Source organism: Candidatus Arsenophonus triatominarum (assembly GCF_001640365.1).
Classification (GTDB): domain Bacteria; phylum Pseudomonadota; class Gammaproteobacteria; order Enterobacterales; family Enterobacteriaceae; genus Arsenophonus; species Arsenophonus triatominarum.
In genome coordinates this window covers 129,443-154,069 of record NZ_LWMI01000006.1, presented here as the reverse complement: position 1 = coordinate 154,069, position 24,627 = coordinate 129,443, and the positions used below count along the sequence as shown (strand labels likewise).

15 protein-coding genes and 11 pseudogenes are annotated in these 24,627 nt (G+C 40.0%); 8 read left to right on the top strand and 18 right to left on the bottom strand.

What is annotated here, in order from left to right; genetic code table 11:
* Positions 1-5: 5 nt before the first annotated feature.
* Both AYJ55_RS35480 and AYJ55_RS30465 read left to right on the top strand, forming a co-directional pair.
* Positions 6-197, top strand: a pseudogene (locus AYJ55_RS35480) (IS701 family transposase); the annotation flags it as partial.
* A gap of 36 nt (positions 198-233) precedes the next feature.
* Positions 234-356 (top strand): annotated as a pseudogene (locus AYJ55_RS30465) (IS982 family transposase); the annotation flags it as partial.
* Positions 357-405: 49 nt separating this feature from the next.
* Here the strand turns inward: AYJ55_RS30465 and AYJ55_RS03460 are convergent.
* On the bottom strand, positions 406-2,766 hold the full coding sequence (locus AYJ55_RS03460; RefSeq protein ID WP_063654291.1) for a zinc/cadmium/mercury/lead-transporting ATPase: 2,361 nt from the start codon (positions 2,764-2,766) through the stop codon (positions 406-408).
* Positions 2,767-2,960: 194 nt separating this feature from the next.
* Between AYJ55_RS03460 and AYJ55_RS35475 the strand changes: the two are divergent.
* Positions 2,961-3,776 (top strand): annotated as a pseudogene (locus AYJ55_RS35475) (IS701 family transposase); the annotation flags it as partial.
* Between the two features lie 259 nt (positions 3,777-4,035).
* A pseudogene (locus AYJ55_RS03445) lies at positions 4,036-4,461 on the top strand (transposase); the annotation flags it as partial.
* Between the two features lie 8 nt (positions 4,462-4,469).
* Here the strand turns inward: AYJ55_RS03445 and AYJ55_RS03440 are convergent.
* Positions 4,470-5,629 (bottom strand): IS3 family transposase gene (locus AYJ55_RS03440; RefSeq protein ID WP_162505285.1). Its coding sequence is split into 2 segments (ribosomal slippage): positions 4,470-5,374 and positions 5,374-5,629, totalling 1,161 coding nucleotides; the frame shifts between segments, so codons are not numbered across the junction.
* Positions 5,630-5,702: 73 nt separating this feature from the next.
* Between AYJ55_RS03440 and AYJ55_RS03430 the strand changes: the two are divergent.
* From AYJ55_RS03430 to AYJ55_RS35470, 4 genes and pseudogenes are all read left to right on the top strand, one after another.
* Positions 5,703-6,486 (top strand): annotated as a pseudogene (locus tag AYJ55_RS03430) (IS256 family transposase); the annotation flags it as partial.
* A 31-nt stretch (positions 6,487-6,517) separates the two neighbouring features.
* Positions 6,518-6,664, top strand: a pseudogene (locus tag AYJ55_RS03425) (IS701 family transposase); the annotation flags it as partial.
* A 28-nt stretch (positions 6,665-6,692) separates the two neighbouring features.
* On the top strand, positions 6,693-7,514 hold the full coding sequence (locus AYJ55_RS03420; RefSeq protein ID WP_063654281.1) for an IS630 family transposase: 822 nt from the start codon (positions 6,693-6,695) through the stop codon (positions 7,512-7,514).
* Positions 7,515-7,531: 17 nt separating this feature from the next.
* Positions 7,532-7,723: pseudogene (locus tag AYJ55_RS35470) on the top strand (IS701 family transposase); the annotation flags it as partial.
* A gap of 78 nt (positions 7,724-7,801) precedes the next feature.
* On the opposite strand, the gene AYJ55_RS03415 reads toward AYJ55_RS35470, so the two are convergent.
* The 16 genes and pseudogenes from AYJ55_RS03415 to AYJ55_RS35465 form a co-directional block, all read right to left on the bottom strand.
* Positions 7,802-8,290, bottom strand: a complete 489-nt coding sequence (locus tag AYJ55_RS03415) for an IS630 family transposase (protein ID WP_063653499.1) — start codon at positions 8,288-8,290, stop codon at positions 7,802-7,804.
* Positions 8,259-8,624 (bottom strand): IS630 transposase-related protein, encoded by a 366-nt coding sequence (locus AYJ55_RS03410; RefSeq protein WP_063653415.1) that lies wholly within the window; start codon positions 8,622-8,624, stop codon positions 8,259-8,261. The genes AYJ55_RS03415 and AYJ55_RS03410 overlap by 32 nt, the downstream gene beginning before the upstream one ends.
* Before the next feature lie 584 nt (positions 8,625-9,208).
* A complete protein-coding gene (locus AYJ55_RS32565; RefSeq protein WP_245677262.1) occupies positions 9,209-9,475 on the bottom strand; it encodes a ParB N-terminal domain-containing protein in 267 nt (88 codons plus the stop codon).
* Positions 9,476-9,632: 157 nt separating this feature from the next.
* Entirely contained in the window at positions 9,633-10,817 is a 1,185-nt protein-coding gene (locus AYJ55_RS03400; RefSeq protein WP_222703407.1) for an aminotransferase class V-fold PLP-dependent enzyme, read from the bottom strand.
* A complete protein-coding gene (locus tag AYJ55_RS03395) occupies positions 10,786-11,946 on the bottom strand; it encodes an ABC transporter substrate-binding protein (protein WP_063654275.1) in 1,161 nt (386 codons plus the stop codon). The genes AYJ55_RS03400 and AYJ55_RS03395 overlap by 32 nt, the downstream gene beginning before the upstream one ends.
* 83 nt (positions 11,947-12,029) lie before the next feature.
* Positions 12,030-12,203: pseudogene (locus AYJ55_RS24820) on the bottom strand (ATP-binding protein); the annotation flags it as partial.
* A gap of 19 nt (positions 12,204-12,222) precedes the next feature.
* Positions 12,223-13,197: an IS701 family transposase gene (locus AYJ55_RS03390; protein ID WP_063654273.1), complete on the bottom strand. Its 975-nt coding sequence runs from the start codon at positions 13,195-13,197 to the stop codon at positions 12,223-12,225.
* A gap of 45 nt (positions 13,198-13,242) precedes the next feature.
* Positions 13,243-13,911: pseudogene (locus AYJ55_RS03385) on the bottom strand (IS982 family transposase); the annotation flags it as partial.
* Positions 13,912-14,022: 111 nt separating this feature from the next.
* A pseudogene (locus AYJ55_RS24815) lies at positions 14,023-14,148 on the bottom strand (IS21 family transposase); the annotation flags it as partial.
* Between the two features lie 318 nt (positions 14,149-14,466).
* Positions 14,467-15,699 (bottom strand): MFS transporter, encoded by a 1,233-nt coding sequence (locus AYJ55_RS03375; protein ID WP_063654267.1) that lies wholly within the window; start codon positions 15,697-15,699, stop codon positions 14,467-14,469.
* Positions 15,690-16,859 carry an NAD/NADP-dependent octopine/nopaline dehydrogenase family protein gene (locus AYJ55_RS03370; RefSeq protein WP_063654265.1) on the bottom strand — a complete coding sequence of 390 codons (1,170 nt, stop codon included), beginning with the start codon at positions 16,857-16,859 and terminating at the stop codon, positions 15,690-15,692. The genes AYJ55_RS03375 and AYJ55_RS03370 overlap by 10 nt, the downstream gene beginning before the upstream one ends.
* Positions 16,856-17,872, bottom strand: coding sequence for a PLP-dependent cysteine synthase family protein (locus AYJ55_RS03365; RefSeq protein WP_063654263.1), 1,017 nt, complete (start codon positions 17,870-17,872; stop codon positions 16,856-16,858). The genes AYJ55_RS03370 and AYJ55_RS03365 overlap by 4 nt, the downstream gene beginning before the upstream one ends.
* 11 nt (positions 17,873-17,883) lie before the next feature.
* The gene (locus tag AYJ55_RS03360) at positions 17,884-19,287 is read right to left on the bottom strand and encodes a Y4yA family PLP-dependent enzyme (protein ID WP_063654261.1); all 1,404 of its coding nucleotides are present in this window, start codon (positions 19,285-19,287) and stop codon (positions 17,884-17,886) included.
* 10 nt (positions 19,288-19,297) lie between these two features.
* Entirely contained in the window at positions 19,298-21,424 is a 2,127-nt protein-coding gene (locus AYJ55_RS03355; protein ID WP_162505284.1) for a TonB-dependent receptor, read from the bottom strand.
* Between the two features lie 26 nt (positions 21,425-21,450).
* Entirely contained in the window at positions 21,451-23,304 is a 1,854-nt protein-coding gene (locus AYJ55_RS03350) for an IucA/IucC family protein (RefSeq protein WP_425393771.1), read from the bottom strand.
* A gap of 546 nt (positions 23,305-23,850) precedes the next feature.
* A pseudogene (locus tag AYJ55_RS35465) lies at positions 23,851-24,450 on the bottom strand (transposase); the annotation flags it as partial.
* Positions 24,451-24,627 lie beyond the last annotated feature (177 nt).

The following is a 24,627-nucleotide window of genomic DNA, read 5'->3' as shown; positions in this document are numbered from 1 at the left end:
CGCCTAGCTATATTGAACGCTGTCAGGCTCGCACGAGCCGAGCGCAAAGAAATCATATTTTTTTCGCTATTTCTGCGTGGTTTGAACAACATAAACGTCGTATATCTGAAAAAATAACCCTTTATCAACAAAATTGGGACGTAATCAAAAATGCTATTACTGAGCACATCCGTGTTTTATTAGCGTACCCAAATTAGTTTTGTGCGAAACTCGTGTCTTTGTCAGATAGAGCAGAGCATACGTGGCACCGCTCTCCTACTAACTTTGTAGTGAATTTATTAGCAGGGCGGGTTGCATATTGTTTAATTCCATCTAAACCAAAGATACCTGTGGCAGGAACATATCTTCAAGCATAATTGATAATGCTTATCCCGAACTCAGGTTAAATAATATTTAACAAAGCGTTTATTCTGGGTGGCGATCCTTCAATAAACGGAGCGCATTTGCGGTCACTAATGCAGTGGCACCGGAATCCGCTAAAATAGCCATCCATAAGCCGGTTATGCCTAATAAACTGGTCACCAGGAAGATAGCTTTTAGTCCTAAAGCGATAGTAATGTTTTGACGAATATTGGCTCTGGTTGCTCGTGATAACATAATGATCTCGGCTAATCCAGTTAGCCTGTTATGAGTCAATGCCGCATCAGCGGTTTCAAGAGCGACATCCGTTCCATTACCCATGGCGATGCCAACATTTGCGGCCTTCATTGCGGGAGCATCATTAATACCATCGCCAACCATGAGTGTATGGTTGGTTTTACTGAGTGCTATAATGGCATTGACTTTGTCTTCAGGTAACAGCCCTGCCCGATAATCTAAACCAACTTTTTGCGCAATTGATTCAGCTGCCAGTGGGTTATCACCCGTTAACATGACGGTTTTAATACCCAGTTTTTGCAGTTTATTAACCGCATCAATGGCATCTGAGCGTAATGTATCTTGCATAGCAATAATGCCAAGTAGCTTGTTATCGACTAGTACCACAACAACAGTTTTACCTTGATTTTCAAGTGTTTTTACTGTTTGTTGCCATTGTATGGTTAATATATCGTCAGAGATTTTATTCGGTGCTGATACCAGAATATATTTATCTGCCAAATAACCTTCCACTCCAATACCAGCCAATGCTTTATGATTTTGGGCGGGTTCAACATTTATTTCTAGCGCTTGAGTCTTAGCCAAAATCGCTTTTGCTAAAGGATGGTGTGATCCGCTTTCGATTGAAGCGGTAAATTGCAATAGTGTTTCTTCGGTCACTGTTTCAGCGGTTATGATGTCAGTAACTTGTGGTTTCCCTTCGGTAAGTGTACCTGTTTTATCCAGGGCAACTTGGGTGACAGAACTTAATTGCTCTAAGGCTGCGCCACCTTTAATCAGGGCTCCTCGACGCGTTGCTGCTGCCAGAGCAGAAGTAATTGCCGCTGAAGTAGAGATCACTAAAGCGCAAGGGCAGCCTATTAACAGCAAGGTTAGACCACGATAGATCCATATGTCCCATGATTCAGCAAAAAATAGTGGTGGAATAATAATAATCAATGTTGCGACTAACATAATAAGGGGCGTGTAAATTTGGCTAAAACGATCAATAAATCGTTCAATTGGGGCGCGGCGTTCTTCAGCTTCTTCAATTAATATCATTATGCGATCGATCGCATTTTGACCTTGTTCAGATATTACTTTCATTTGTATAGCACGATCGATAGAAAGTGCGCCGGCTGATACTTTTTCCCCCGTTTTTCGTTCAATAGGCATTGATTCACCGGTTAATGCACTTTCATCAAAACTGGCAAATTCATTCACTAATTCAGCATCAGTGGGTAAACGGCCACCAGGAAGGATTTCAATGATATCGCCTGGTTGCAGTGTTGAGACAGGGACAGTGGTTTTTACACCATTTTTAATGAGCATCGCTTGTTCAGGAATAAGGGCCATTAAACTACTGATGCCTCGGCGTGTGCGTCCAGCGGCATATGACTCTAATCTTTCTCCTATCATAAACAACAACAGTACCATCGCGGCTTCTTCGCTTGCATTAATGAATAATGCGCCTATTGCCGCAACACTCATTAATGTTTCTATTGCAAAAAAAGTACCTGAGCGTATCAGTTGTATTGCTCTAACTGTAATCGGGTAGAGTCCATATAATGTTGTTAAAATAAAAGCAATTTGTCCTACTTTTACATCAATGAAGGAAATTCCCCAACTGATTAACATAAAAAATATTAAAATAATGATAGGGTTAGATTCACTAAATGGATTATTTTGCCTCTTTTTTGCGGCTGATTCGGTGGTATTGAGGTTATATAATTTGAAGCCCGCTTTTTGCACAGCTTTGATTACATCATCACGAACATCATCATCAGCATCGACAATTAACTTTTCGGTTGTAAACAGTACCTTTACTTGTTTGACATGATTGACCTTGCTAACGGCTATTTCAATTTTACGCGCGCAGCTTGCGCAATCCATACCACTTACAATCCAATGAAAGCGGTGCTTTTTTCTTGAAATAAAGGCATTACTTTTCTCATATGTAAGTGTGCATTCACTTATAAGGTTATATTGATTGGTATCACTGCATGCCTGCTGATCTGTAAGTTTAGTGTTACTCTTCGCAGGATGAAGTTCTTCATCAGCGCTATTTTTTGCCGATAGCGATACGGTTTTTTTGCTATGTTTGTGACCAATAACTTTCTTTTTATCGCTGCAGTGGCTATTGGTTGTGCAACATTTTGCAGTATGCTTATGTTGTTGATGGGTATGCACACACAGTATCCCCTTTTTAATTCACTCACTTAAAATTTCGTTTCTATGATTTACTTTACACTTTAGAGTTAACTCTAAAGTCAAACATAAAAGAGGGGATTTTTTGACAAAGAATGCTATTTAGCACGAGTTTCGCAAGCTCCGAAAAAGAAGTATAAAAGTTCAAAACAAGAAAAAATTAGGATGTTTATATTTTGTCAGCTTATCCATGCATTAAAGATATCTACGAAACATTCTTACAAGTAAACAGTGTAAGATACTCTGGTTTGGCGTTATCAGAAGTAAGCCCATCACCTTTGTCTCAGACACTATTAGTCGATGGCTAAAAAACAGGTGTTTTCGACCTAAAGACCTGTGGAGATTAGTTGAAACATATATAGACAAAAAAAGCCCTTGTGTACTAATAGCTGACGATGCACTAATTGCCAAAACACGTAGTAAAAAAATAGAGATGGTTCATTACCAGTATTCAGGTAACGAACATGATGTTATTGCTGGCATAGGTTTAGTTAATTTACTTTGGCATAATCTAACAACTGTTGAATCAATTCCTATTGATTATCGTATTTATGATAAAGATTCTGATGGAAAAACAAAAAACACGCACTTTTCCGAAATGCTCGCTCTTGCTAAAAAAAGAGGGATCATACCAGAAGCGGTAGTGATGGATGCCTGGTATTCTAGCCTGGATAATCTGAAATCAATTCGCTCTCATGGTTGGGTCTGGGTAACCACGCTGAGAAAAAATCGGATTTGTTAACCATAACAAACAACTGAACAAATTAGACATCTCAGAAGAAGGAACTCCAATACACTTACGAGGTTATGGTTGGGTGACAGTTTTCAAATTTACAGCCAAAAACGGCCGTATTGATTACAGAGTAACAAACAAAGACAATCCCACCCGTCAATACGTCAAATCTATCATGGATGCCCGTTGGTCTGTTCGAGAAGTTAAACAAAATTGTGGTATTGAACGCTGTCAGGCTCGCACGAGTCGGGCGCAAAGAATCATAGGTAGTGTTCAAAAATCTGTGTCATATCTTAAACTCAAAAAAAAGAGGTCACGAGTTTCGCACCAATAAAAAACGCTCTATTTTTAAGTTTTAATTCAGCATAATATATAAATAGACAAAATCTTATAAATTAAAAGCAACTTATTGTAATTTAAACAAATTTATACGTTTTAGTAACTTGCAAATTAACCATTGCTTTTAAGCCATTTCTGGAATTTTATATGCCTGTGCGAAACTCGTGGAGGTATGACATATGAGAAATCAATCATTTAATTTTGATGAAGCGTTGAAGCAATTACAATCAGGTAAAAATTTACCCGGTACGGATGGAATACTCACACCACTCATAAAACAGCTGACCGAAGCTGCCCTGCAGGCAGAAATAGAACACTACCTATCGACAACGTCAATCGATACGCGTAAAAATGGCTATACTCGAAAAACGGTTAAATCGACATCAGGTCAATTTGAACTGAAAACGCCCAGAGACAGGTCAGGTGCTTTTGAGCCTCAGCGCATTAAGAAAAATCAGACAAAATTATCAGAGGATATTGATAACAAAATCCTATCGTTATTTGCATTAGGCATGAGTTATCGTGATATTCAAAAACATGTTGCAGAATTATATGGACTGGAAATATCAGATGGAGCTATTACGCATATTACTGACAAATTACTCTGTAGTGGTCAACTAAAATTGGCCACCCTACCTGACTGTTCACGGAACAGTCGCTCTGATTCGTTTGGCGTTAATCCACCGTTATACCAGTGAGGTCTTATATCGCTATAGTAGTGGGTTATGTAGCGAATAATGGCTGACTGAGCAGTACTAAAGCTTTGGTAGCCAGTCGTTGGCACCCATTCGGTCTTCAGACTACGGAAGAATCGTTCCATCGGACTATTATCCCAACAATTCCCTCTGCGACTGATACTTTGGGTCATCTGATAACGCCACAATGCCTGCCTATACTGACGACTGGTATAATGACTTCCCTGATCACTATGGAACATCACCTGTTTGGGATGCCCACGTAGTTCCCAAGCCATTTGTAGTGCTTTGGCGGTTAATTCTGAGTCTGGTGCAAATGACATTGCCCAGCCCACCGGTTTTCGGGCAAACAAATCCAATACCACAGCCAGATAGGCCCATCGTGAGCCTGTCCAAATATAGGTTACATCGCCGACCTGGTCAGGCTTTGTAACAGCGAACTGCCTATTGAGCAGATTTGGAATATTAATACGTTCATTTCCACCGCGGTTGTATTTATGTTTTCGCTCTTGGCAACTGACGATGATTAATTCTTTCATCAACTTACCCGCTAACCACCGCCCAAGTTTCACGTTGTGTGTATTGGTAACCATCGTGGCGATAGTCCTTGCACCAGCAGAGCCGCCACTAACGTTCCACGCTTCGCTGACTAGGCTACGTTTTATCGTCCGCTCAATATCTGGCTCCTTAGGCCGACACCAATAGCGATAACTGCTTCGGTGAACATTAAAAATACGATACAAAGTTTTCACCGGATAAAGCACTCTTAGCTTTTCAATTACCGAAAATTTTTCAGTGAGTCGGACATTAAGAGCGCAGTAGCCTTTTTTAAGATGTCATTCTCCATTTCCAGCCGGTGGATTTTTTTCTTCATTTCTCTGAACTCAATTTGTTCAGGTGTTAATGGCAGACCAGGCGATGTTTTCCCTTGACGTTCTAAACGAAGGGCTCTTACCCACCGGCTAATCGCTGAAAGACTGACGTTCATGCCTTTCGCGGCTTCCTGGTAGGTGTAATTTTGGTCAAGGACTAATTTGGCGGTTTCACATTTAAATTCAGCAGTAATTATTTTACTCATTTCGGCACCTATAAAAATTATGAGGTAAGCATATCACCTCAACTTAGGTGGCCAAATTTAGTATGCCACTACACTCCCTGAATTAAAAGCCTGGCAACAACGCCCTCTGGAGGCGCTCTATCCTTTTGTCTGGCTCGATGCCATTCATTACAAGGTAAAACATGATGGTCACTATATCAATAAGGCAATCTACACAGTACTTGGACTAACCACCGATGGGCATAAGGAATGGTTAGGACTCTATATGTCTGAAACAGAAGGAGCACATCATTGGCTGAGCGTTCTGACTGACTTACATAACTGTGGTATACAAGATATTTTAATCGCTTGTATTGACGGATTAAAAGGGTTTCCAGAAGCGATAGCCAGTATTTTCCCGCAGACAGAAGTTCAGGCTATGCGTAGTTCATCAAATTCGCAATAGCTTACGTTATATTGCCAGTAAAGACCAAAAAGCCTTTATGGCTGATTTTAAGCCGGTTTATCGTGCAGATACTAAAGCGGCTGCTGAGCTTGCCCTTGATGAACTGGAAACGAAATGGGGTGAAAAATACCCGATAGTACTAGAATCCTGGCGAAGTAAATGGGAGTTGCTCAGTGCTTATTTTCGATACCCTAAAGCCATTAGAAAACCCATTTATACGACCAATGCAGTAGAGGCGGTTCATCGGCAGTTTAGGAAATTAACTAAAACCAAAGGGGCTTTTCCTAATGAAAACAGCTTATTAAAATTACTCTATATTGGCATCAATCAGGTATCCAACAAATGGACTATGCCGATTAGTAACTGGGCGTTAACCATTGCTCAATTGTCCATCTATTTTAAAGGGCGCCTAGATGGTATAATCAAAATATAAAATCCCCTGACACAGAATTATGAACACCCTCAAATTTATAGCCAAAAACGGCCGTATTGATTACTTAGTAACAGACAAAGAGAATCCCACCCGTGAATACGTCAAATCTATCATGGATGCCCGTTGGTCTGTTGAAGTTTATCATCGAGAAATTAAACAAAATTGTGGTATAGCTAGGCGACTTAATTTTGATTACAAGGTGTGTTATGAGTTATACAATTGATTTTCGACGTAAAGTAATATCTGTAAGGAAAGCCGAAGGTTTAACAATTCGAGAAACTGCGAAACAATTCCGTATTGGAAAAGCGTCTTTAGTACGTTGGCTTAAACGACCAGAGCCAAAAAATTCAACGCCACGTAAGAGGAAGCTCGATAAAAATGCTTTAGCAAAAGATGTGGAACAGTATCCAGATGCTTACCAAAAGGAACGGGCAGAGCGATTCGGTGTTTGTAAAAAGACTATTTGGCAATCCCTTAAAAAGCTGGGATTAACCTATAAAAAAACTCTATTCCATCCAAAAACCAACGAAAGCGACAGGCTGGCACATCAGCAAAAAAGACAACAGTATGAAAAAAAAGATAAATCTGTTGTTTTTATTGATGAAAGTGGTTTTTCACATGACACTCCACGAACTCACGGCTATTCCCCAAAAGGTCACCGTTGTTTTGGCCTGAAAAACTGGGGTGCTAAGGGAAGAACAAATGTTATTGGCGCTTTATTGGGAACAACCCTTTTTGCTATCGGATTATTTGATTGCAATATTAATCGTGATGTTTTTTATGTTTGGATCACAAAAATATTGCTCCCAGAACTTCCTGAAAATTCTGTTATTTTTATGGACAACGCTAGCTTTCACAAAGATAAGAATATTGAACAGGCAATTATAAACGCAGGACACCAGATAGAATATTTGCCTGTGTATTCACCAGATTTAAATCCTATAGAACATAAATGGTCTCAAGCTAAACGTAAAAAGATGGAAACAGGATGCACTATCGATGACCTGTTTTTAATACATATGCTGTAATCAAAATTAAGTCGCCTAGCTATATTGAACGCTATCAGGCTCACACGAGCCGAGCGCAAAGAAATCATATTTTTCTCGCTATTTCTGCGTGGTTTGAACAACATAAACGTCGTATATCTGAAAAAATAACCCTTTATCAACAAAATTGGGACGTAATCAAAAATGCTATTACTGAGCACATCCGTGTTTTATTAGCGTACCCAAATTAATTTTGTGCGAAACTCGTGTCTTTGTTAAAGGTAAGCCGGATCCAGAGATTTTTTTATAGCTAGGCGACTTAATTTTGATTACAGCATATGTATTAAAAACAGGTCATCGATAGTGCATCCTGTTTCCATCTTTTTACGTTTAGCTTGAGACCATTTATGTTCTATAGGATTTAAATCTGGTGAATACACAGGCAAATATTCTATCTGGTGTCCTGCGTTTATAATTGCCTGTTCAATATTCTTACCTTTGTGAAAGCTAGCGTTGTCCATAAAAATAACAGAATTTTCAGGAAGTTCTGGGAGCAATATTTTTGTGATCCAAACATAAAAAACATCACGATTAATATTGCAATCAAATAATCCGATAGCAAAAAGGGTTGTTCCCAATAAAGCGCCAATAACATTTGTTCTTCCCTTAGCACCCCAGTTTTTCAGGCCAAAACAACGGTGACCTTTTGGGGAATAGCCGTGAGTTCGTGGAGTGTCATGTGAAAAACCACTTTCATCAATAAAAACAACAGATTTATCTTTTTTTTCATACTGTTGTCTTTTTTGCTGATGTGCCAGCCTGTCGCTTTCGTTGGTTTTTGGATGGAATAGAGTTTTTTTTATAGGTTAATCCCAGCTTTTTAAGGGATTGCCAAATAGTCTTTTTACAAACACCGAATCGCTCTGCCCGTTCCTTTTGGTAAGCATCTGGATACTGTTCCACATCTTTTGCTAAAGCATTTTTATCGAGCTTCCTCTTACGTGGCGTTGAATTTTTTGGCTCTGGTCGTTTAAGCCAACGTACTAAAGACGCTTTTCCAATACGGAATTGTTTCGCAGTTTCTCGAATTGTTAAACCTTCGGCTTTCCTTACAGATATTACTTTACGTCGAAAATCAATTGTATAACTCATAACACACCTTGTAATCAAAATTAAGTCGCCTAGCTATAACAGCGGCCAATTTTATCGATGTATTACCTATGAAGCGATTGGTTTTGAAGATTCACAAGCAGGAATTACAGCCACGAGTTTCGCACCAATAAAAAAACGCTCTATTTTTAAGTTTAATTCAGCATAATATATAAATAGAAAACAACTTATTGTAATTTAAACAAATTTATACGTTTTAGTAACTTGCAAATTAACCATTACTTTTAAGCCATTTCTGGAATTTTATATGCCTGTGCGAAACTCGTGACAGCATTAAATTAGAGCGAATATTTTTTCTGTTGGCATATCGTCAAAAGACAATTTAGTGGGTGCTGATTTACGAGTAGATTCTTTTGAAAAAATTAATTTTGAGCAACTGCTATGTCTATAACTGAATGCTTTAATTATTTAATATAAATAGTAAACATTTACTAAAATAACGTATTTTCCATCTTTAGGTCAGGCAACAAACTAGTCATTGAGGTCGGTGATATATAGTTTTACTTATAAATGTTGACAGCGCTTTTTCACTGCCAGCATTTAGAACAACCATTACCTTAATACATTTAAGAATATGTAACGGGCATGTTTTGCAACTGCTGAATACTAAAATCAACAACAGGAAGCTCTGGAGAAAATAGATGTCTGGTAGTTTTATATGGAAATATTTTCCCTTTACTTACAATATGTTCCCTAATTTTTTTAGGGCAAAAAGGCTCACCGTTACACCAGTGGTAAACACTTACACATTCATAGGTATAATCAAGCATGACACAAGGAAGACATGCTAGACCTAACCGATATGCAGCACAATATCGATGATTACCATCCATAATAATCCCAGTTTGTTTTTCTATTGGGACAGTCGTTATCCATCTCTGACAGTGAATAATCTCCTCTACTAATATTTCTACATGTTCAATGTTGACCTCTTCAGATGGACGGATCAATACAAGTGGTCGCAATACTACGTTATATATCATGTTTACCTCATCTGATATCAGCAAGTACGTTAAGTAGGGTATCAATCTCTTCTTCACTGTTGTATGCATGCACAGATGCACGTACGACAGCGTCAAGTCCACGATTTTTCATATCAATAAATGTTGAATTAAATCGTGAACAGGAAACATTCATACGACGTGGATGAGTGGATAGATACTTTTGTACATTTTCTGGAATAATATTCTTGACGGTAAACGTAACAATCCCAGATAAATATTTCCCGCGATCATGTATCTGAATGTGAGGTAAATCCTTCAGACCGGTTCTAAGTTGTTTCCCAAGATGAAGAATTCGTTGAGTTATATTTTCTTGGCCTAATGATGTAGCATATGCGGCAGCAGCTCCCAGACCAAGACGATCCGCAATATTAGCTTCCCAGCATTCAAAACGACGTGCTCTATGATTAATGCGATAATGATTAGCACTTTCCAGCTTCGCGGCATGATGATCAAGCAATATTGGCTCTATTGTTGAGCTTAATATGTTATCTATCCATAGAAAACCAGTACCACGTGGAGCACGTAAGTATTTGCGACCAGAAGCGGTTAGTACATGACAGCCAATTTTTTTGATATCCAATGGTAAATGCCCAATTCCCTGGCAGGCATCCAGAAAAAACCATACGCCAGCTTCACGCGCGAGTGCGCCAATTTCCTCGACGGGTTGTATTGGCCCGCCATGTGTACCAAGCAATGGTAGGCTTATTAGTCGGACATTGGGATTATCCAATGCTTTCTTTAGGTGTTCCAGACAAACAGCACCGGTTTCATCTTCATTCAGTACTTTAACCTTTATACCATCTCGTTTTTGTCTTTGCAGATAAGGTATATAATTTCCTGCATACTCAGTTGTTGAGGTAAGAAGAATGTCACCAAATTTCAATGGTAAAGAATAAAATGCCATATTCCAGGCACGAGTCGCATTCTCCATCAGTGCGATATCAGCAGGTTTTGCATTGATAAGCCTTGCTAGTTCCTGATAGATATTTTCAATTGACTGTCGCTGGGTCACAGCAGCTTCATAGCCACCGATGATGATTTCTCTGGAGTAATGTTCCCTTATCGCACGTATAACTGGTTCAGGCATTAAACTTGCCCCCGCATTATTAAAATGGATGACATGCTCCGTTCCTGGAGTATCAGCGCGAAGCTGCGTCAGACAAAGTGTCACTATTATGCCCCTCTGCTTTCAGACTAACCATATATCCTGCTAAGTACGGAATGGGAAGGAATTCATGATGAAGACGACGGAATGTATCATCGGGATCAAGTTCACTGAATAGTTCAGGATGGATCCATTTTGCTAATTGCTGGATGGCAATGACATCGTAAGGACTGTTGTAGAACTGATGCCAAATAGCGAAAAATGCATTATTATGCTGAGCTGAACTGTTTTTATAGGCAGGGCGGGTAGTAAACCATGCTAGTCTAGTTTGGGCTTCTTTAATATTCGCACCAGGGCCGAGAGGTATCCATCGCCCACCAGGTACTGATGCCTGAAAATTACCACTGGTTAAAATTACAATATCGGGATTGGCTGATACTATCTGCTCTGGATTGATGGTAAAAAAGGAACCTGGAGATAACGATGCAGCTATGTTTTCTCCCCCAGCAAGTTTGACAAATCGCCCAAAACTTCCTTTACCAAACGTCATACAACACTCATCTGAATATCCTCCTAGACGCTCAAGAAACACTTTAGGTAAGGAAGACGTTAACTTATTTACCTGGGAGGTTACACGTTTTAGCTCCATATCACGGAATTGAAGGTAGGCGGTGGCAAGCTCCATTTTGCCAAACAGTTTGCCAAACAGTTTTACCGTCGGGGGAATATGTGCTATTGGTTCATAACGAAAGTCAACATAGACGATAGGGATCCCTGCGCTGGAAAGCGCCGCCTCATATCCTGAATCTACGATCGCTTTTCTTGCATCCATGTTCATGATGATAACGTCAGGTTTGAGGCTAATGGCCAGCTCTACATCGAAAGTTCCCTGTTCGCTACCACCAAAAGTAGGGATTTTTTCCAAAAGGGGAAAACGTTTTCGATACTGTTGCCATGTCGCTGGATCTGACTGAATTAAATCCTTTCTCCAGGCAACCACTCGCTTAGCTGGATTTTCCTTATCTAACATTGCAACAAGGTAAAGTTGTCGACCTTCGCCTAGGATCACGCGCTGAACCGGAAGTTTGACTGACACAGTTCTACCGAGGAGATCGGTCACCGGAGTAACTATTTGTTCCGCTTGCACACTGGAAGAAATTAGCAATATGGTAAAAAATAAAAACCCTACTATCATAGCTCATACCCTATAGTGTCAACGACGGCCGAAAAGTGATCCACTTTTAGGACTTATCAACGGTTGAATATTGATCCACTCTTTTACTCAAGATTAGATTCAGTGATAATTCCGGCTTTTCTTTTCTGTTTTAATCGATAGCTTTCTCCTTTTATCTGAATAACGTGTGAATGATGTAAAATTCTGTCTAACATTGCGGATGTTAAAGCGATGTCTCCCGCAAAAGTTTGCTCCCATTGACCGAAAGGGAGATTTGATCACGAGTTTCGCACAAAACTAATTTGGGTACGCTAATAAAACACGGATGTGCTCAGCAATAGCATTTTTGATTGCGTCCCAATTTTGTTGATAAAGGGTTATTTTTTCAGATATACGACGTTTATGTTGTTCAAACCACGCAGAAATAGCGAGAAAAATATGATTTCTTTGCGCTCGGCTCGTGTGAGCCTGACAGCGTTCAATACCACAATTTTGTTTAACTTCTCGATGATAAACTTCAACAGACCAACGGGCATCCATGATAGATTTGACGTATTGACGGGTGGGATTGTCTTTGTTTGTTACTATGTAATCAATACGGCCGTTTTTGGCTGTAAATTTGAAAACAGTCACCCAACCGTAGCCTCGTAAGTGTATTGGAGTTCCTTCTTCTGAGATGTCTAACTTGTTCAGTTGTTTGTTATGGTTAACAATCCTGTTTTTCCTCAGCGTGGTTATCCAGACCCAACCATGAGAGCGAATTGACTTCAGATTATCCAGGCTAGAATACCAGGCATCCATCACTACCGCTTCTGGTATAATCCCTCTTTTTTTAGCAAGAGCGAGCATTTCGGAAAAGTGCGTGTTTTTTGTTTTTCCATCAGAATCTTTATCATAAATACGATAATCAATAGGAATTGATTCAACAGTTGTTAGATTATGCCAACGTAAATTAACTAAACCTATGCCAGTAATAACATCATGTTCATTACCTGAATATTGATAATGGACCATCTCTATTTTTTTACTACGTGTTTTGGCAATCAATGTATCATCGGCAATTAGTACGCAAGGGCTTTTTTTGTCTATAGAAGGTTGAACTAATCGCCATAGGTCTTTAGGTCGAAAACATCTACTTTTTAGCCATCGACTAATAGTGTCATGTGATAAAGGCGATGGGCTTACTTTTGATAACGCCAAACCAAAGTATCTTACACTGCTTACTTGTAAGAATGTTTTATAGATATTTTTAATGCATGGATAACCGGACAAAATATGAACACCCTAATTTTTTCTTGTTTTTAAATTTATACTTCTTTTTTGGAGATTGCGAAACTCGTGCTTGATATTCGTTATAAGGTTAATTCCCATTGTTTTCAGTTGCTGTTTCAGTGAAGCCGATAAATACCCTTTATCCGCATACAAACAACCAGAAAGATCTTTTATCAGCTCAGGTAATGGTTTCCGATCTTCTGTGTTTCCTGGTGTAAGTCGAAAACTGAGTATTTCCCCCAAATGATTGATAATTACATGAAGTTTGAAACCAAAGAACCAACCTGTTGAGGTTTTTCCTCGTTCAGCTATCCCATCGAAGACTTTATGCCGGCGGATCCGTAAGTTATCACACACAGCTATCGGAGTAGAATCGGCAACCGACAGACCCGTGCACTTTCCCTTAATTGACTCAAACAGTGCCGTTAAAGCTAAGGCACTGCGCGGAAGTAACTCTACGCAGCGTGAATATGATGGCAAGTTAGGAAATTCCTTCCTGAGATATAAACGGACATGATAGAGATAAAATACCTTGAATTGGCTGAATCGGAGTTGATGAAACAAAACAACCAGTGTCATCATTTCAGCCAATGAAAGCTGAGTAGACCGTCTACGACGCTTACTACCGTTATTCAGCAAAATTTCATGCATTTTTGGCTCGAAGTCTTTACAAAAATCATCCATCAGGCAATAAAGTTCAGTAAGATTTTCCATCATTGTTTAACAATGCTCTATTCTTTAACCAGATTGTTAGAGTATTTTAACGAAATATGCGCATTCAACTATTTGAATAGCAAGACAAGACTTTCACTTTATTTCTTATCCCGAACTCAGGTTAAGATAACGTCTTACCGTATTTCGATAAATCCCCAATTTCATTGCAATCTTTCGATTACTCATGTCCTGTTTATGTAAAATTTTAATTTCCATAATCGTCTCAAAAATGATCATAGGCTCTCCTATTTTTAACCTGAGTTCGGAATAAGCGGTAGTTATGAGAAAATAAAATAGCTCATTTATCAATAAAAACCTTTTAAAATCAATAAAATGATAAAAAAAGAAAGATTTTTAGTAATGGTAGGTTAAAAAACAACCTATTCTCTCTTCTAAAATCATGAAAAAAATCAAAATCAAGCACATATTTTATGTAATACTTTTTAAGTAACTATTTGAATATATAATAAAAAAATTAAATTCCTTATCCCGAACTCAGGTTATTTTTAGGAGAGCAGATTAAACCCTGGGTCAGATTTCAACCGCTGGGGTGGATCATTTTTGCACCGTTGCTAACACTATAGATTTATTTGATTCTTTGGAGGAGTGGCTAACTTTCAACGTGATAAAAAATGTGATGAGATACATCACAGCGACACAAATAAACAAAGCAGGCAATCCTGGCCAAAGAAGAGTTACTCCGCCAAGAGCAATACCCGCAATAGAAGCAAACTGGCTTATACTTTGTGTCAGGCCAAGTACATAACTTTGTTTTCCCTTAGCCGCGGCACGAGATATTAATGCGGTTAGTACGGGTGTTGTTGCGCCAAGCAATACTCCCCACAAAAAATAGAGGGCAATAAACAACCCAGTTTGACGCACAGCTGCAAGCAGCAAGGTTATAAGGAAACAACCGATTATTATGCTCAACATACGCTTTAGGGTGGCGTGCATATTATGAGGTTCGAACCACCGTGCCCAAAATGTAGCAGAAACAATTACACCAGTAGCCTGTAGACCATATGCCAATCCTATCAGCCAGTTCGGAGCATTGAAAAGGCTGGTAACATAAAGTGAAAACGGGGTTTGCGTTATCATTCTGCTCATTAATAGCAGACTAAGAATAAGCAATAATCCAGCCATTGCTCTATTATTGACGGTGCGTAAAGTGCTTTTTTCTTCTAGGAGAGGGGAGGCGGACGATGCGCTTTTAGTCGGGCCATCATCAGGTAATACTAAGAGCACCAAAAGAGCACATAGAGCACAAATAATGGATGCACTCAGATTGATCCAGAAAAAGCTCAATAGATCGAGAATAGCTCCTCCAGTGATAGCACCCAAAAGTGCTCCTGTATTAGTAGAAACCTGCAACCATGCGAATAAACGTGTATGTTGTGATGCCGGTACCATGGCAATACCATAAGCCTGTGCTGGAGCGATATACCCGGCACAAGCGCCCTGAACAAAACGCAGAATAAGTACAATCCATACATCATTTGCGAAGGCGAGTCCTAACTGCGTTAGAGCAAGACCAGCCAGCGCGCGGATCATCATTGTTTTATTGCCGATCCTGTCACCAACGCGCCCCCAGAACGCGCTTGTCAATATAATGCCTAGCATAGGGGCAATATAAACACCGGTGCCGGCAAAACTCAGCAGTTCCTGCGATGTCATACTTGCTAAATGTAACGGCCAGAAAGGTCCGCTCATCTCCATTGCGCCCATTGAGAGCAATTGTACGATAAACAAGAACTGAACAATAAACACTACGCTACCTGTCACGCACATTCTTTTACCACCCTAATTTTCGGCCAGCTGACGGGGATAGGGACGGTGGCAGTGTTTTCCCCTATATACTCACAACACCAAAGATAGATTTCATTGATATAAGGCACTGGCACATTAAGACGTTTTCCAATAGCAACCAAAAGGCTAAGACCACAGGCAATATCTTCCTGAAAGACTCTATGGTGTTGATCAAAAACATATCCTTCTTCATTTTTAGCTTTAATGAGAGGGAGCGGAATTCCTTCGTATGCCTGATTCGTTCTTAGAACACTTAGCAATGTACGAGAATCAGCAATAAGATCACCGTAGGCCTCGACGATTTCCTGCTGCAAAGGTTGTACTGAGCTGAGATCGATGTGGAGTGCAGCTTCAGCTGCCTTACGTAGCAACTGATTTTCCTCATCACAACGGGCAAGGAAGTAGGCACCTAACTCTGGGCAATCATTCCACCAACAAGGGATATGGCTGAAGGAATGTTTGTGCCATTGCCCCCATGGACCGATTAAACCGTAAATTACGGAGCCATGCATAATTGGATTACCTGGAGTTAGGGTAATTTCGAGGTAATCAGCAAGTAGCATCACAGGTGATTCATAAAGTTGGTTTAGATAACCGATTAATATCTCAGCCATTTCTGGCTTTTCCCTACGGTGTAATGCAACATAAAGATGTAATTTAGCGCCACCAAGTTTGACACTTTTCCCCCTGATAAGCTCAAAAGCAATATGGGAAACATCTTTCATCCCCCATAATACGATGTTAGGAAGAGTTCCTAAACGATACTCTGCCAGCCAGTCAAAACCACCAAAACCAGGAATTGCACCGACAAACACCGGTTTATTACGTGGTAGTGCTGGCTGAATACGTCTTAGTACACTATCTCTTACATGAATTGGTGTAGTAATTATAATAACATCTGCGTCACGGCAAGCTTCATAAGGACACGCTGTTACACAAGAGGGACTCGCTTTTAATAGGGTTCCGTCATTCAATAACGCATGAATTTGCCCACCATTTTTTCTATAGGCCGCAGGAAATTCGGGTTGGCTGCTGAAAAGCGTAACGTCGACTTTAGGATTTTGACTGAATAAAACCGCTGTAAGGTGACCGGTATTACCAGCACCAAAGATAGTTACTTTCAGTTTACACTCAGCGATCATGATTTACACTCCAGAATTGCGGAAAAAGCAAACCAGTTATCAAGTTGATCCCAGATTTCTGGAGCAGTCAAATCTCGTTCTTTAAGCCATTCTTCATTGAAAATAGTGTGCAGATATTTTTCACCTCCATCAGCGATGACCAGCGCCACATTGCCCTTGATTATCCCTTTACCGATTAGTTCTAGCGCCTTATAAATTGCTCCCCCAGTAGAACCGCCAACCAAGAAACCAAAACGTCGAGCAAGATAACGGGCTGTTTCAAAAGCGCAAGCATCAGAAACCTGTTCGCCGTAATCAATGCAGCTATAATCTAGTACTAGACCAACCGTATCCCCTTTTGGTGTCCCTGTCCCTGACTGGTAATATGGCTTGCCTGGTTTACCAAATACGATGGAACCTTCCGGTTCAACAGCGATAGTGACAGTATCAGGATTATGAACCTTGAGCCCGTGTGCAATACCCGTTATAGAACCACCAGTGCCGACGCAGCCTACCCATGCGTCAACCCGACCAATTTGGTGGACAATTTCACGAACCAGATCAGCATACCCACCTGCGTTGGCGGCATTATCAGACTGATTCATAAAGACAGCACCTGATATTTCACTGGCGATCTCGGCAGCCATACGTTGGCGTTCAATAACAGCGACTTCATTTTCACCATAGTCACCTTTAACATAGCGGATCTCAGCCCCCAACGCTCGCATGATGGATATTTTGTCCTGAGCTGCATGGTGATCGACAACGGCGATAAATTTAAGACCGAATTCAATAGAGGCTAACGCTAATCCAATACCGGTGTTTCCAGAAGATGACTCAACAATCGTTCCACCCGGTTGGATGCGCCCAGATTTAAGTGCCGCAACAATCATATTTCTGGCCATACGGTCTTTCATACTACCACCAGGGTTATTTTTCTCGACTTTGATGTATAACCGTGAGTCTGCTTGTGTCAATGGCAACTGTATGACAGGAGTATTGCCTATTAAATCAGTTACTTTGCTGAAAATCATTTAAAAATTCCTTAATTGTCAACGGTGAACATCAATTTATTACTGGGATTCATCAATGCGGTAAGTCGTGTTGGGAGTGGATGACGATGGAATTGATTTTCCAGTAAATCCATCTGATAACCGGCAGTGTTAACAAATACCAAAAGATCCCCAGGTTGAGGTAAGTGAAGAAACGAAATCAGTCGATTAGTGATGACATCTTCATCCAGGCAACTATGCCCAGCAATCCATGCTTTCCCTGGTGAGTGATTTTGAGCGTGATTACTGGATCGAAGATGGATTGGATCGATTAGAAATTCAGAATTAAACCAGGTCTCGCAAGCACTGAAACTACTACCTTCAATAAATATAACAGAACTGTCATCGGTGTGAGGGCGGACTCGGCATACTCGAAATACGCTTATGGCGCTCTGATTTACCAGGCTTCTACCTGGCTCAATACAAAGTGTTAAACCTTCCTTACACAAAATATCAGATATACGATCACCTACAGAGTTTTGACTCTCTAGAAATACTGTTAACCATTGTTCAGCATTGAGTTCACCACCATATGGGTAAAAGCATGCAGGAACCTTACCCGTACGATAATCTGCAAATTTTTGTGAGGATAACCAAGTTTTGTAGCACTGACTTTCTACATACTGTACCGGTAACCCTCCTCCGATATCGATAATTCGAGGATCTAATCCAAGGTTACGGGCGTATGTAATTAAGGGTAAGGTGTCAAGCAAAGCACTAACCCTTGTTTCAGGGGCATAACCGCTGAGATGAAAATGAAAACCAGCAAGTTCTAGGTGCTTATTGTCTACCAGCGAGTGAAGAGCGATGATAATTTCATCGCTTAACATACCAAAACGGCTGGAGCAATTTGCATCTGGACGCAGTCGTAGCAATAGACTAATCTTTTCGAAATTTCCTCTCCAGATCTGAGCAAGTTCAATAATATCCCGTAGTTCCTGATAAGAATCTACCGCAATCCGTGCCCCCTTAAGAATTAGTTCCTGCAAAAAATCACGCGTTTTAGCCGGCCCAGTTGCGCACAGGTCAACTCCATGGCATCCAGCACGGATGGCATCATGTAATTCCTGGAGGCTGGAAACATCTGCACCAGCTCCAGCAGATACTGCAGCTTGTAGTAGTGCCTGTGATTTGTTAACTTTTACCCCATAATAAAATTTACTTTTAATACCGAAACTCTCTGTAACCGCAGCCATAGCTTTAAAATTATTAGCCATAGTATGCGGCCAGACGATATTGAGTGGCGAGCTATACATATCCGTTAAGCGGGTAAGAATTTCTGGCGACTGTAGTAACCAGTCAGTAATAACTGGATCGAGGTAGGGAGGCAAATCTTTGGCAAAGTTTACCTGCCAGGAAGTTTTTTGGGGATTAGCAATGTTGAGTAGTGAAGACATTTTTATTACCTCAAAAATCAACGGTTACTGAAGCAAGGAAAGTGCGTGGAGCGCCTTGTGCAATCGTGCTGTAGGAAGCAACGCCTGCCCAGTAATGACGGTCAAACACATTCTGCACATCAAAACGGAAGGTGGCCGGAATACTATAAACCTGAGTTTTATAGGCAACCCCCATATCTACTGTTATCCATGAACCAATGGACTGAGTGTTTACCTGATTGACATACTGTTTTCCGCTGTAATTGATTTGACTGTTCAGTGAAAGGCCATTTAATACTGGTAAGGCATATTTCACGCCTATGTTTGCCTGTACTGGAGATACGCCAACAGGTTTATTACCTCGAACACCAGAAGTTGGTAATTTAGTCAGTTCAGCATCAATCAATGAGAGACTTCCTGTCATGCGTAGCCCCTCCAGTGGTTCCCCAGAAAGATTCAGTTCGATCCCTCGGTTGCGTTGTTCATTGTTAGTGCTGAAGGTATTACTACTATCAATTGCTCCACTTGGTTTTGTTATTTGGAAGAGTGCAAGGTTAATCAGAAGTTCACCTTGATTATATTTGACCCCGACTTCGTACTGGTTTGAGCGATAAGGTCGCATAACCTGGCCTGCATTCTTCGCAGTTCCAGGAGCTATATCACCTTTACTGAGTCCTTCAATATAATTTGCGTATAGTGACAAAGATTGCCATGGTCGATAGACCAGTCCAAGCATTGTGGTAAAGGCTGATTCGTCATACGTTGAGGATCGTTCTCCGTTAGCGGAAAAATTATCGGAACGAACTCTTTGGAAGCGAATACCAGGGATAATATCAACATTGCCATCGAGAAGTGTTAGCGTATCGGCTAATGCCAGACCACTCAGTTGATTTGAAGATATTTTGGGTACATGAGTTGGGGTAGGTGGTATAGTGACATCTTCTGCTGTTGGAGAGTAAATATTGGAATTAACCTTTTGTCCCCATGTACTAGCAACAGCTAGGCGATCATGATAGTAACTGGCCTGAAATGTCATCTCATGTTCTACTGGTCCGGTTGTAAAATAGCTCTTAGCACCTGTTTCTAAGTTGTAACGATTAACATTAAAGCGAAAATTAGTAATAGTTGATACGACATCTCCCCGTTCATTGATAATGTTTGGTGTTTGTTCCGATATGCGTGAGACAAAAGAACGACTACCCCCTGCGTTAGCAAAAAAAGTTACATTATCATTAATGTCGTATTCAGTGTGGAGTAATACACCTTGGTCACGGATCTTCCACCACATTCCCTTTTGAGCAATGTTTGTCTTTCCATCTGGAGCTGCTGGAACATCAATATTTGGGGAAACGGTAAAAGGTCGGTTAGGTGATTTTGCGTGCTGATATTGATCCAGTAAGTCAAGAGATACCCGAAATCCACCTTTTGCATAATCAAGTGCAAGTGCCCCAAGAACTGCATTTTTGCTTGCATTATTTAGTGATAAATTACCACTATTACCTCCGCCATTAAAACGAATTCCCCACATTTCACCATCTGGTTTTAACCATAATCGGCCAACATCGATGTAGGTGCCAAATTGGCTATCTGATTCCCAGGTTGTTGTAATCTGAGTAACATCCCTATTGGTTGCACGTTTAGTTACTGCATTGATTACACCGCCAACACCGCCATTAGGTGACATACCGTAAAGCCCAGCACCTGGTCCCTTAAGCACCTCAATGCATTCAAGATATTGGGTTAATAGTTGATAGTTAGGAGCTACACCATAAACACCATTCAGTGCGACTTCACCAATGTTACCTTCACCAAGAGGAAATCCCCTTATTATAAAGGAATCCAGAATACCTCCTGAAAGAGCAGTAACACGGACTGACGAATCGTGTTGAATAACATCTCCAAGCGTTTTGGCTTGACGATCATTAATATATTTAGAAGTGTAACCTTTGATACTGAAAGGGGTATTTTGTACGTTTTTACTTCCTAACAGGCCAATATTGGCTCGTTGTATAATATCGCCATCGTCAGTTGCATTTGATGTTTTTCCGATAACAACAATAGGTTCCTCCTCGCTGGCAGCACTCAGCGTAATGTGGTTAGTAAGAACAAAAGTAGTAAGATGGCATAGCAAAATAGTTTTATTACGATTTACTGTCATTGCTTTATTCTCAGAAATCACTCTTATCAAGCGAGCAGAGGGTTATTAAGACCATGTTGTATACGGTAATCGGTATATTGTTGTAAATGCATTCTCATTAATGAACGGGTGAACCATGGATGATGCATGAAATGCTGTCGTTCCTGATCCCAGAATTCTTCATCAAGACGTGGGCGTAGTTCGTTGAAAACACGATCTAGTTCTTCACCGAGAATGCTCCACATCCGGTTGTCTGGAATGCGATAAAGATCGGTCAAAAACCAAGCAAGTTCATGTAAGTGACTAACAAAGCAAGCATCCACGATGAACGTTCTCACGGGTTCAATGTCGTCTTCAAATACAGTGGATAGAATACCAGGCCATGAATAAGGTTTAAGTTCATAACCTTGTTTACGAAGAGCAGGAGCCCAAGTGCGGCCATCACCAAAGTCACGAATAAGCACTGCCTGTGCAATACCCTTTTCATCAAACAGAATCTGAGTATTTTGTTGATGAGCTTCGAGAGCTACACCGTAAATCAGATACATTGCCAGGACAGGTTTAAGAACAATATACGCATAATCACGGAACCAGTTACTCGGATCCTGACCCGATAATTCAATAAATTCACTGATTACTGGTAGTGGTCGGTGTGGTAATTCGGTAAACAACGCCGCGACCGTTACTGCCAGCGTATTAGAATCTCTTTGCCAAGGTGATGTGTTGCGGAATACGACTGAAAGAAATTCACCTTCCGCATCATTTTTCCGTTCCGGATGAAGGAAATGCCATGCAGCCTCTTCACGGAAGCAATCAAGCATACCATCAAAGCCATTTTCCGCTTTTAAGATCGCATCAATGATTGAACTGATGCGTGGACCCATATGAATCGATTTAGCTTGCAAACTGCGCATTTCACTCGTCATCCAGATTGCGACTGGTAATTTGATAAAAGGCAATTTAGACGAGGTTGGTAGCATAGTCCTGAATGACATGGAAGGTGCTGTTTCAAGCATAGGGCCATCGGTCAGGAGTATTCCATCTTTAATTTCTTTTGCAAAATGTTTATGGATCCAGTGCTTGAGATGCCATGGATGGAGAGGAAGGGGAAGCCACATGTCAGGTTCGAGTCCTTCATTTTTCAACCACTCACACCATATCGGCCAAGTATCAGGAAAAACCTCTGAAAGCCATTGATGAATATCTTTAACATGAGGCATTTTTTCGCAATATGTCATGTCTGCTCGTAAAGCCCCTATACGAAGGGTAACTCGAGCACCAAATTCGGCAGATAAATCTTCAATATCCTGCTCATTCAATCCTGGACGAGATTTCCAGGTTGGATAGTAGGGATGTCCTTCCAGTGCTCCCCATTGATCGAGGAGAGTCGCTCCATCACGTATATCGTAGTGTGCCCTTACCCATTTGGTAAAAAATCTTTCATGATCCTTTTCCATTTTTTTGGCAATAGTTGCTCGCCAATTCTTCCTGTGTTTTCTAGCCATTCTGTCATTGTGGATGCTATTTGCGACATCATTATTGAATTGGTTTATCCCTTCCATGGTTGGCCTGAAATCAAGATCATTTAGAATAATGTCAATCAAATGTTCATGTGTTTGAATCTGTACTTTATGGCCATTGGAACTTTCAAGGAATATATTCCCTCTATTAATAATTGTATTTGCTGGATAAATTGTTGTTTTTTCAAAATGAAGTTTGCTAATACCATCAGAAAGAGGGTACGAAATGTGATTATTAGAAATAATAACTCTTGTTACATCCAATAACTTTTCTGCAAAAAGGCATCGGACTATTCTGGTAAGTGCGTTGCACATTGAATAATCAAATAAATTGGGATGATTATTCTCATTCGTGCTTAATTTCCCTGGCTGTTCCATCATTTTCTCTTTCTAGGTTAGAGTATTGAAACTATAAAGATCATACCTACTGAAAAAATAACACGAGTTTCGCACCAATAAAAAAACGCTCTATTTTTAAGTTTAATTCAGCATAATATATAAATAGACAAAATCTTATAAATTAAAAGCAACTTAATTGTAATTTAAACAAATTTATACGTTTTAGTAACTTGCAAATTAACCATTGCTTTTAAGCCATTTCTGGAATTTTATATGTCTGTGCGAAACTCGTGAATAATACTAATCACGTTACTAGTCTTGAAAAATTCGAGTCACTAAGTTAGCATCAAAATTAATTTATGTAAATAATAATAAATATTATTATCATTCGTATAATTTGTTGTCGTGGTATCGTGGCCAGTTTGCAAAATGGATAAAATTAATTTATTATCAAGAAATTAGGTGGTTTTTATGAAGGAATATGTCACATATCTTTTTGTCCCCACAAATAAAAAGGAGTTATTTTCTAAAGCTCTTGAATGCGGTGCCGACGCAATAATTATTGACCTACACGAGTTTCGCACAAACCTAATTTGGGTACGCTAATAAAACACGGATGTGCTCAGTAATAGCATTTTTGATTACGTCCCAATTTTGTTGATAAAGGGTTATTTTTTCAGATATACGGCGTTTATGTTGTTCAAACCACGCAGAAATAGCGAGAAAATATGATTTCTTTGCGCTCGGCTCGTGCGAGCCTGACAGCGTTCAATACCACAATTTTGGTTAACTTCTCGATGATAAACTTTAACAGACCAATGGGCATCCATGATAGATTTGACGTTGACGAGTGGGATTATCTTTGTTTGTTACTAAGTAATCAATACGGCCGTTTTTGGCTGTAGATTTGAAAACAGTTACCCAACCGTAGCCTCGTAAGTGTATTAAGGTTCCTTCTTCTGAGATGTCTAACTCGTTCAGTTGTTTGTTATGGTTAACAATCCTGTTTTTCCTCAGCGTGGTTACCCAGACCCAACCATGAGAGCGAATTGATTTTAGATTATCCAGGCTAGAATACCAGGCATCCATCACTACCGCTTCTGGTATGATCCCTCTTTTTTTAGCAAGAGCTAGCATTTCGGAAAAGTGCGTGTTTTTTGTTTTTCCATCAGAATCTTTATCATAAATAACCTGAGTTCGGGATAAGAAATAAAGTGAAAGTCTTGCTATTCAAATAGTTGAATGCGCATATTTCGTTAAAATACTCTAACAATCTGGTTAAAGAGTAGAGCATTGTTAAACAATTATGGAAAATCTTACACGAGTTTCGCAAGCTCCGAAAAAGAAGTATAAAGTTCAAAACAA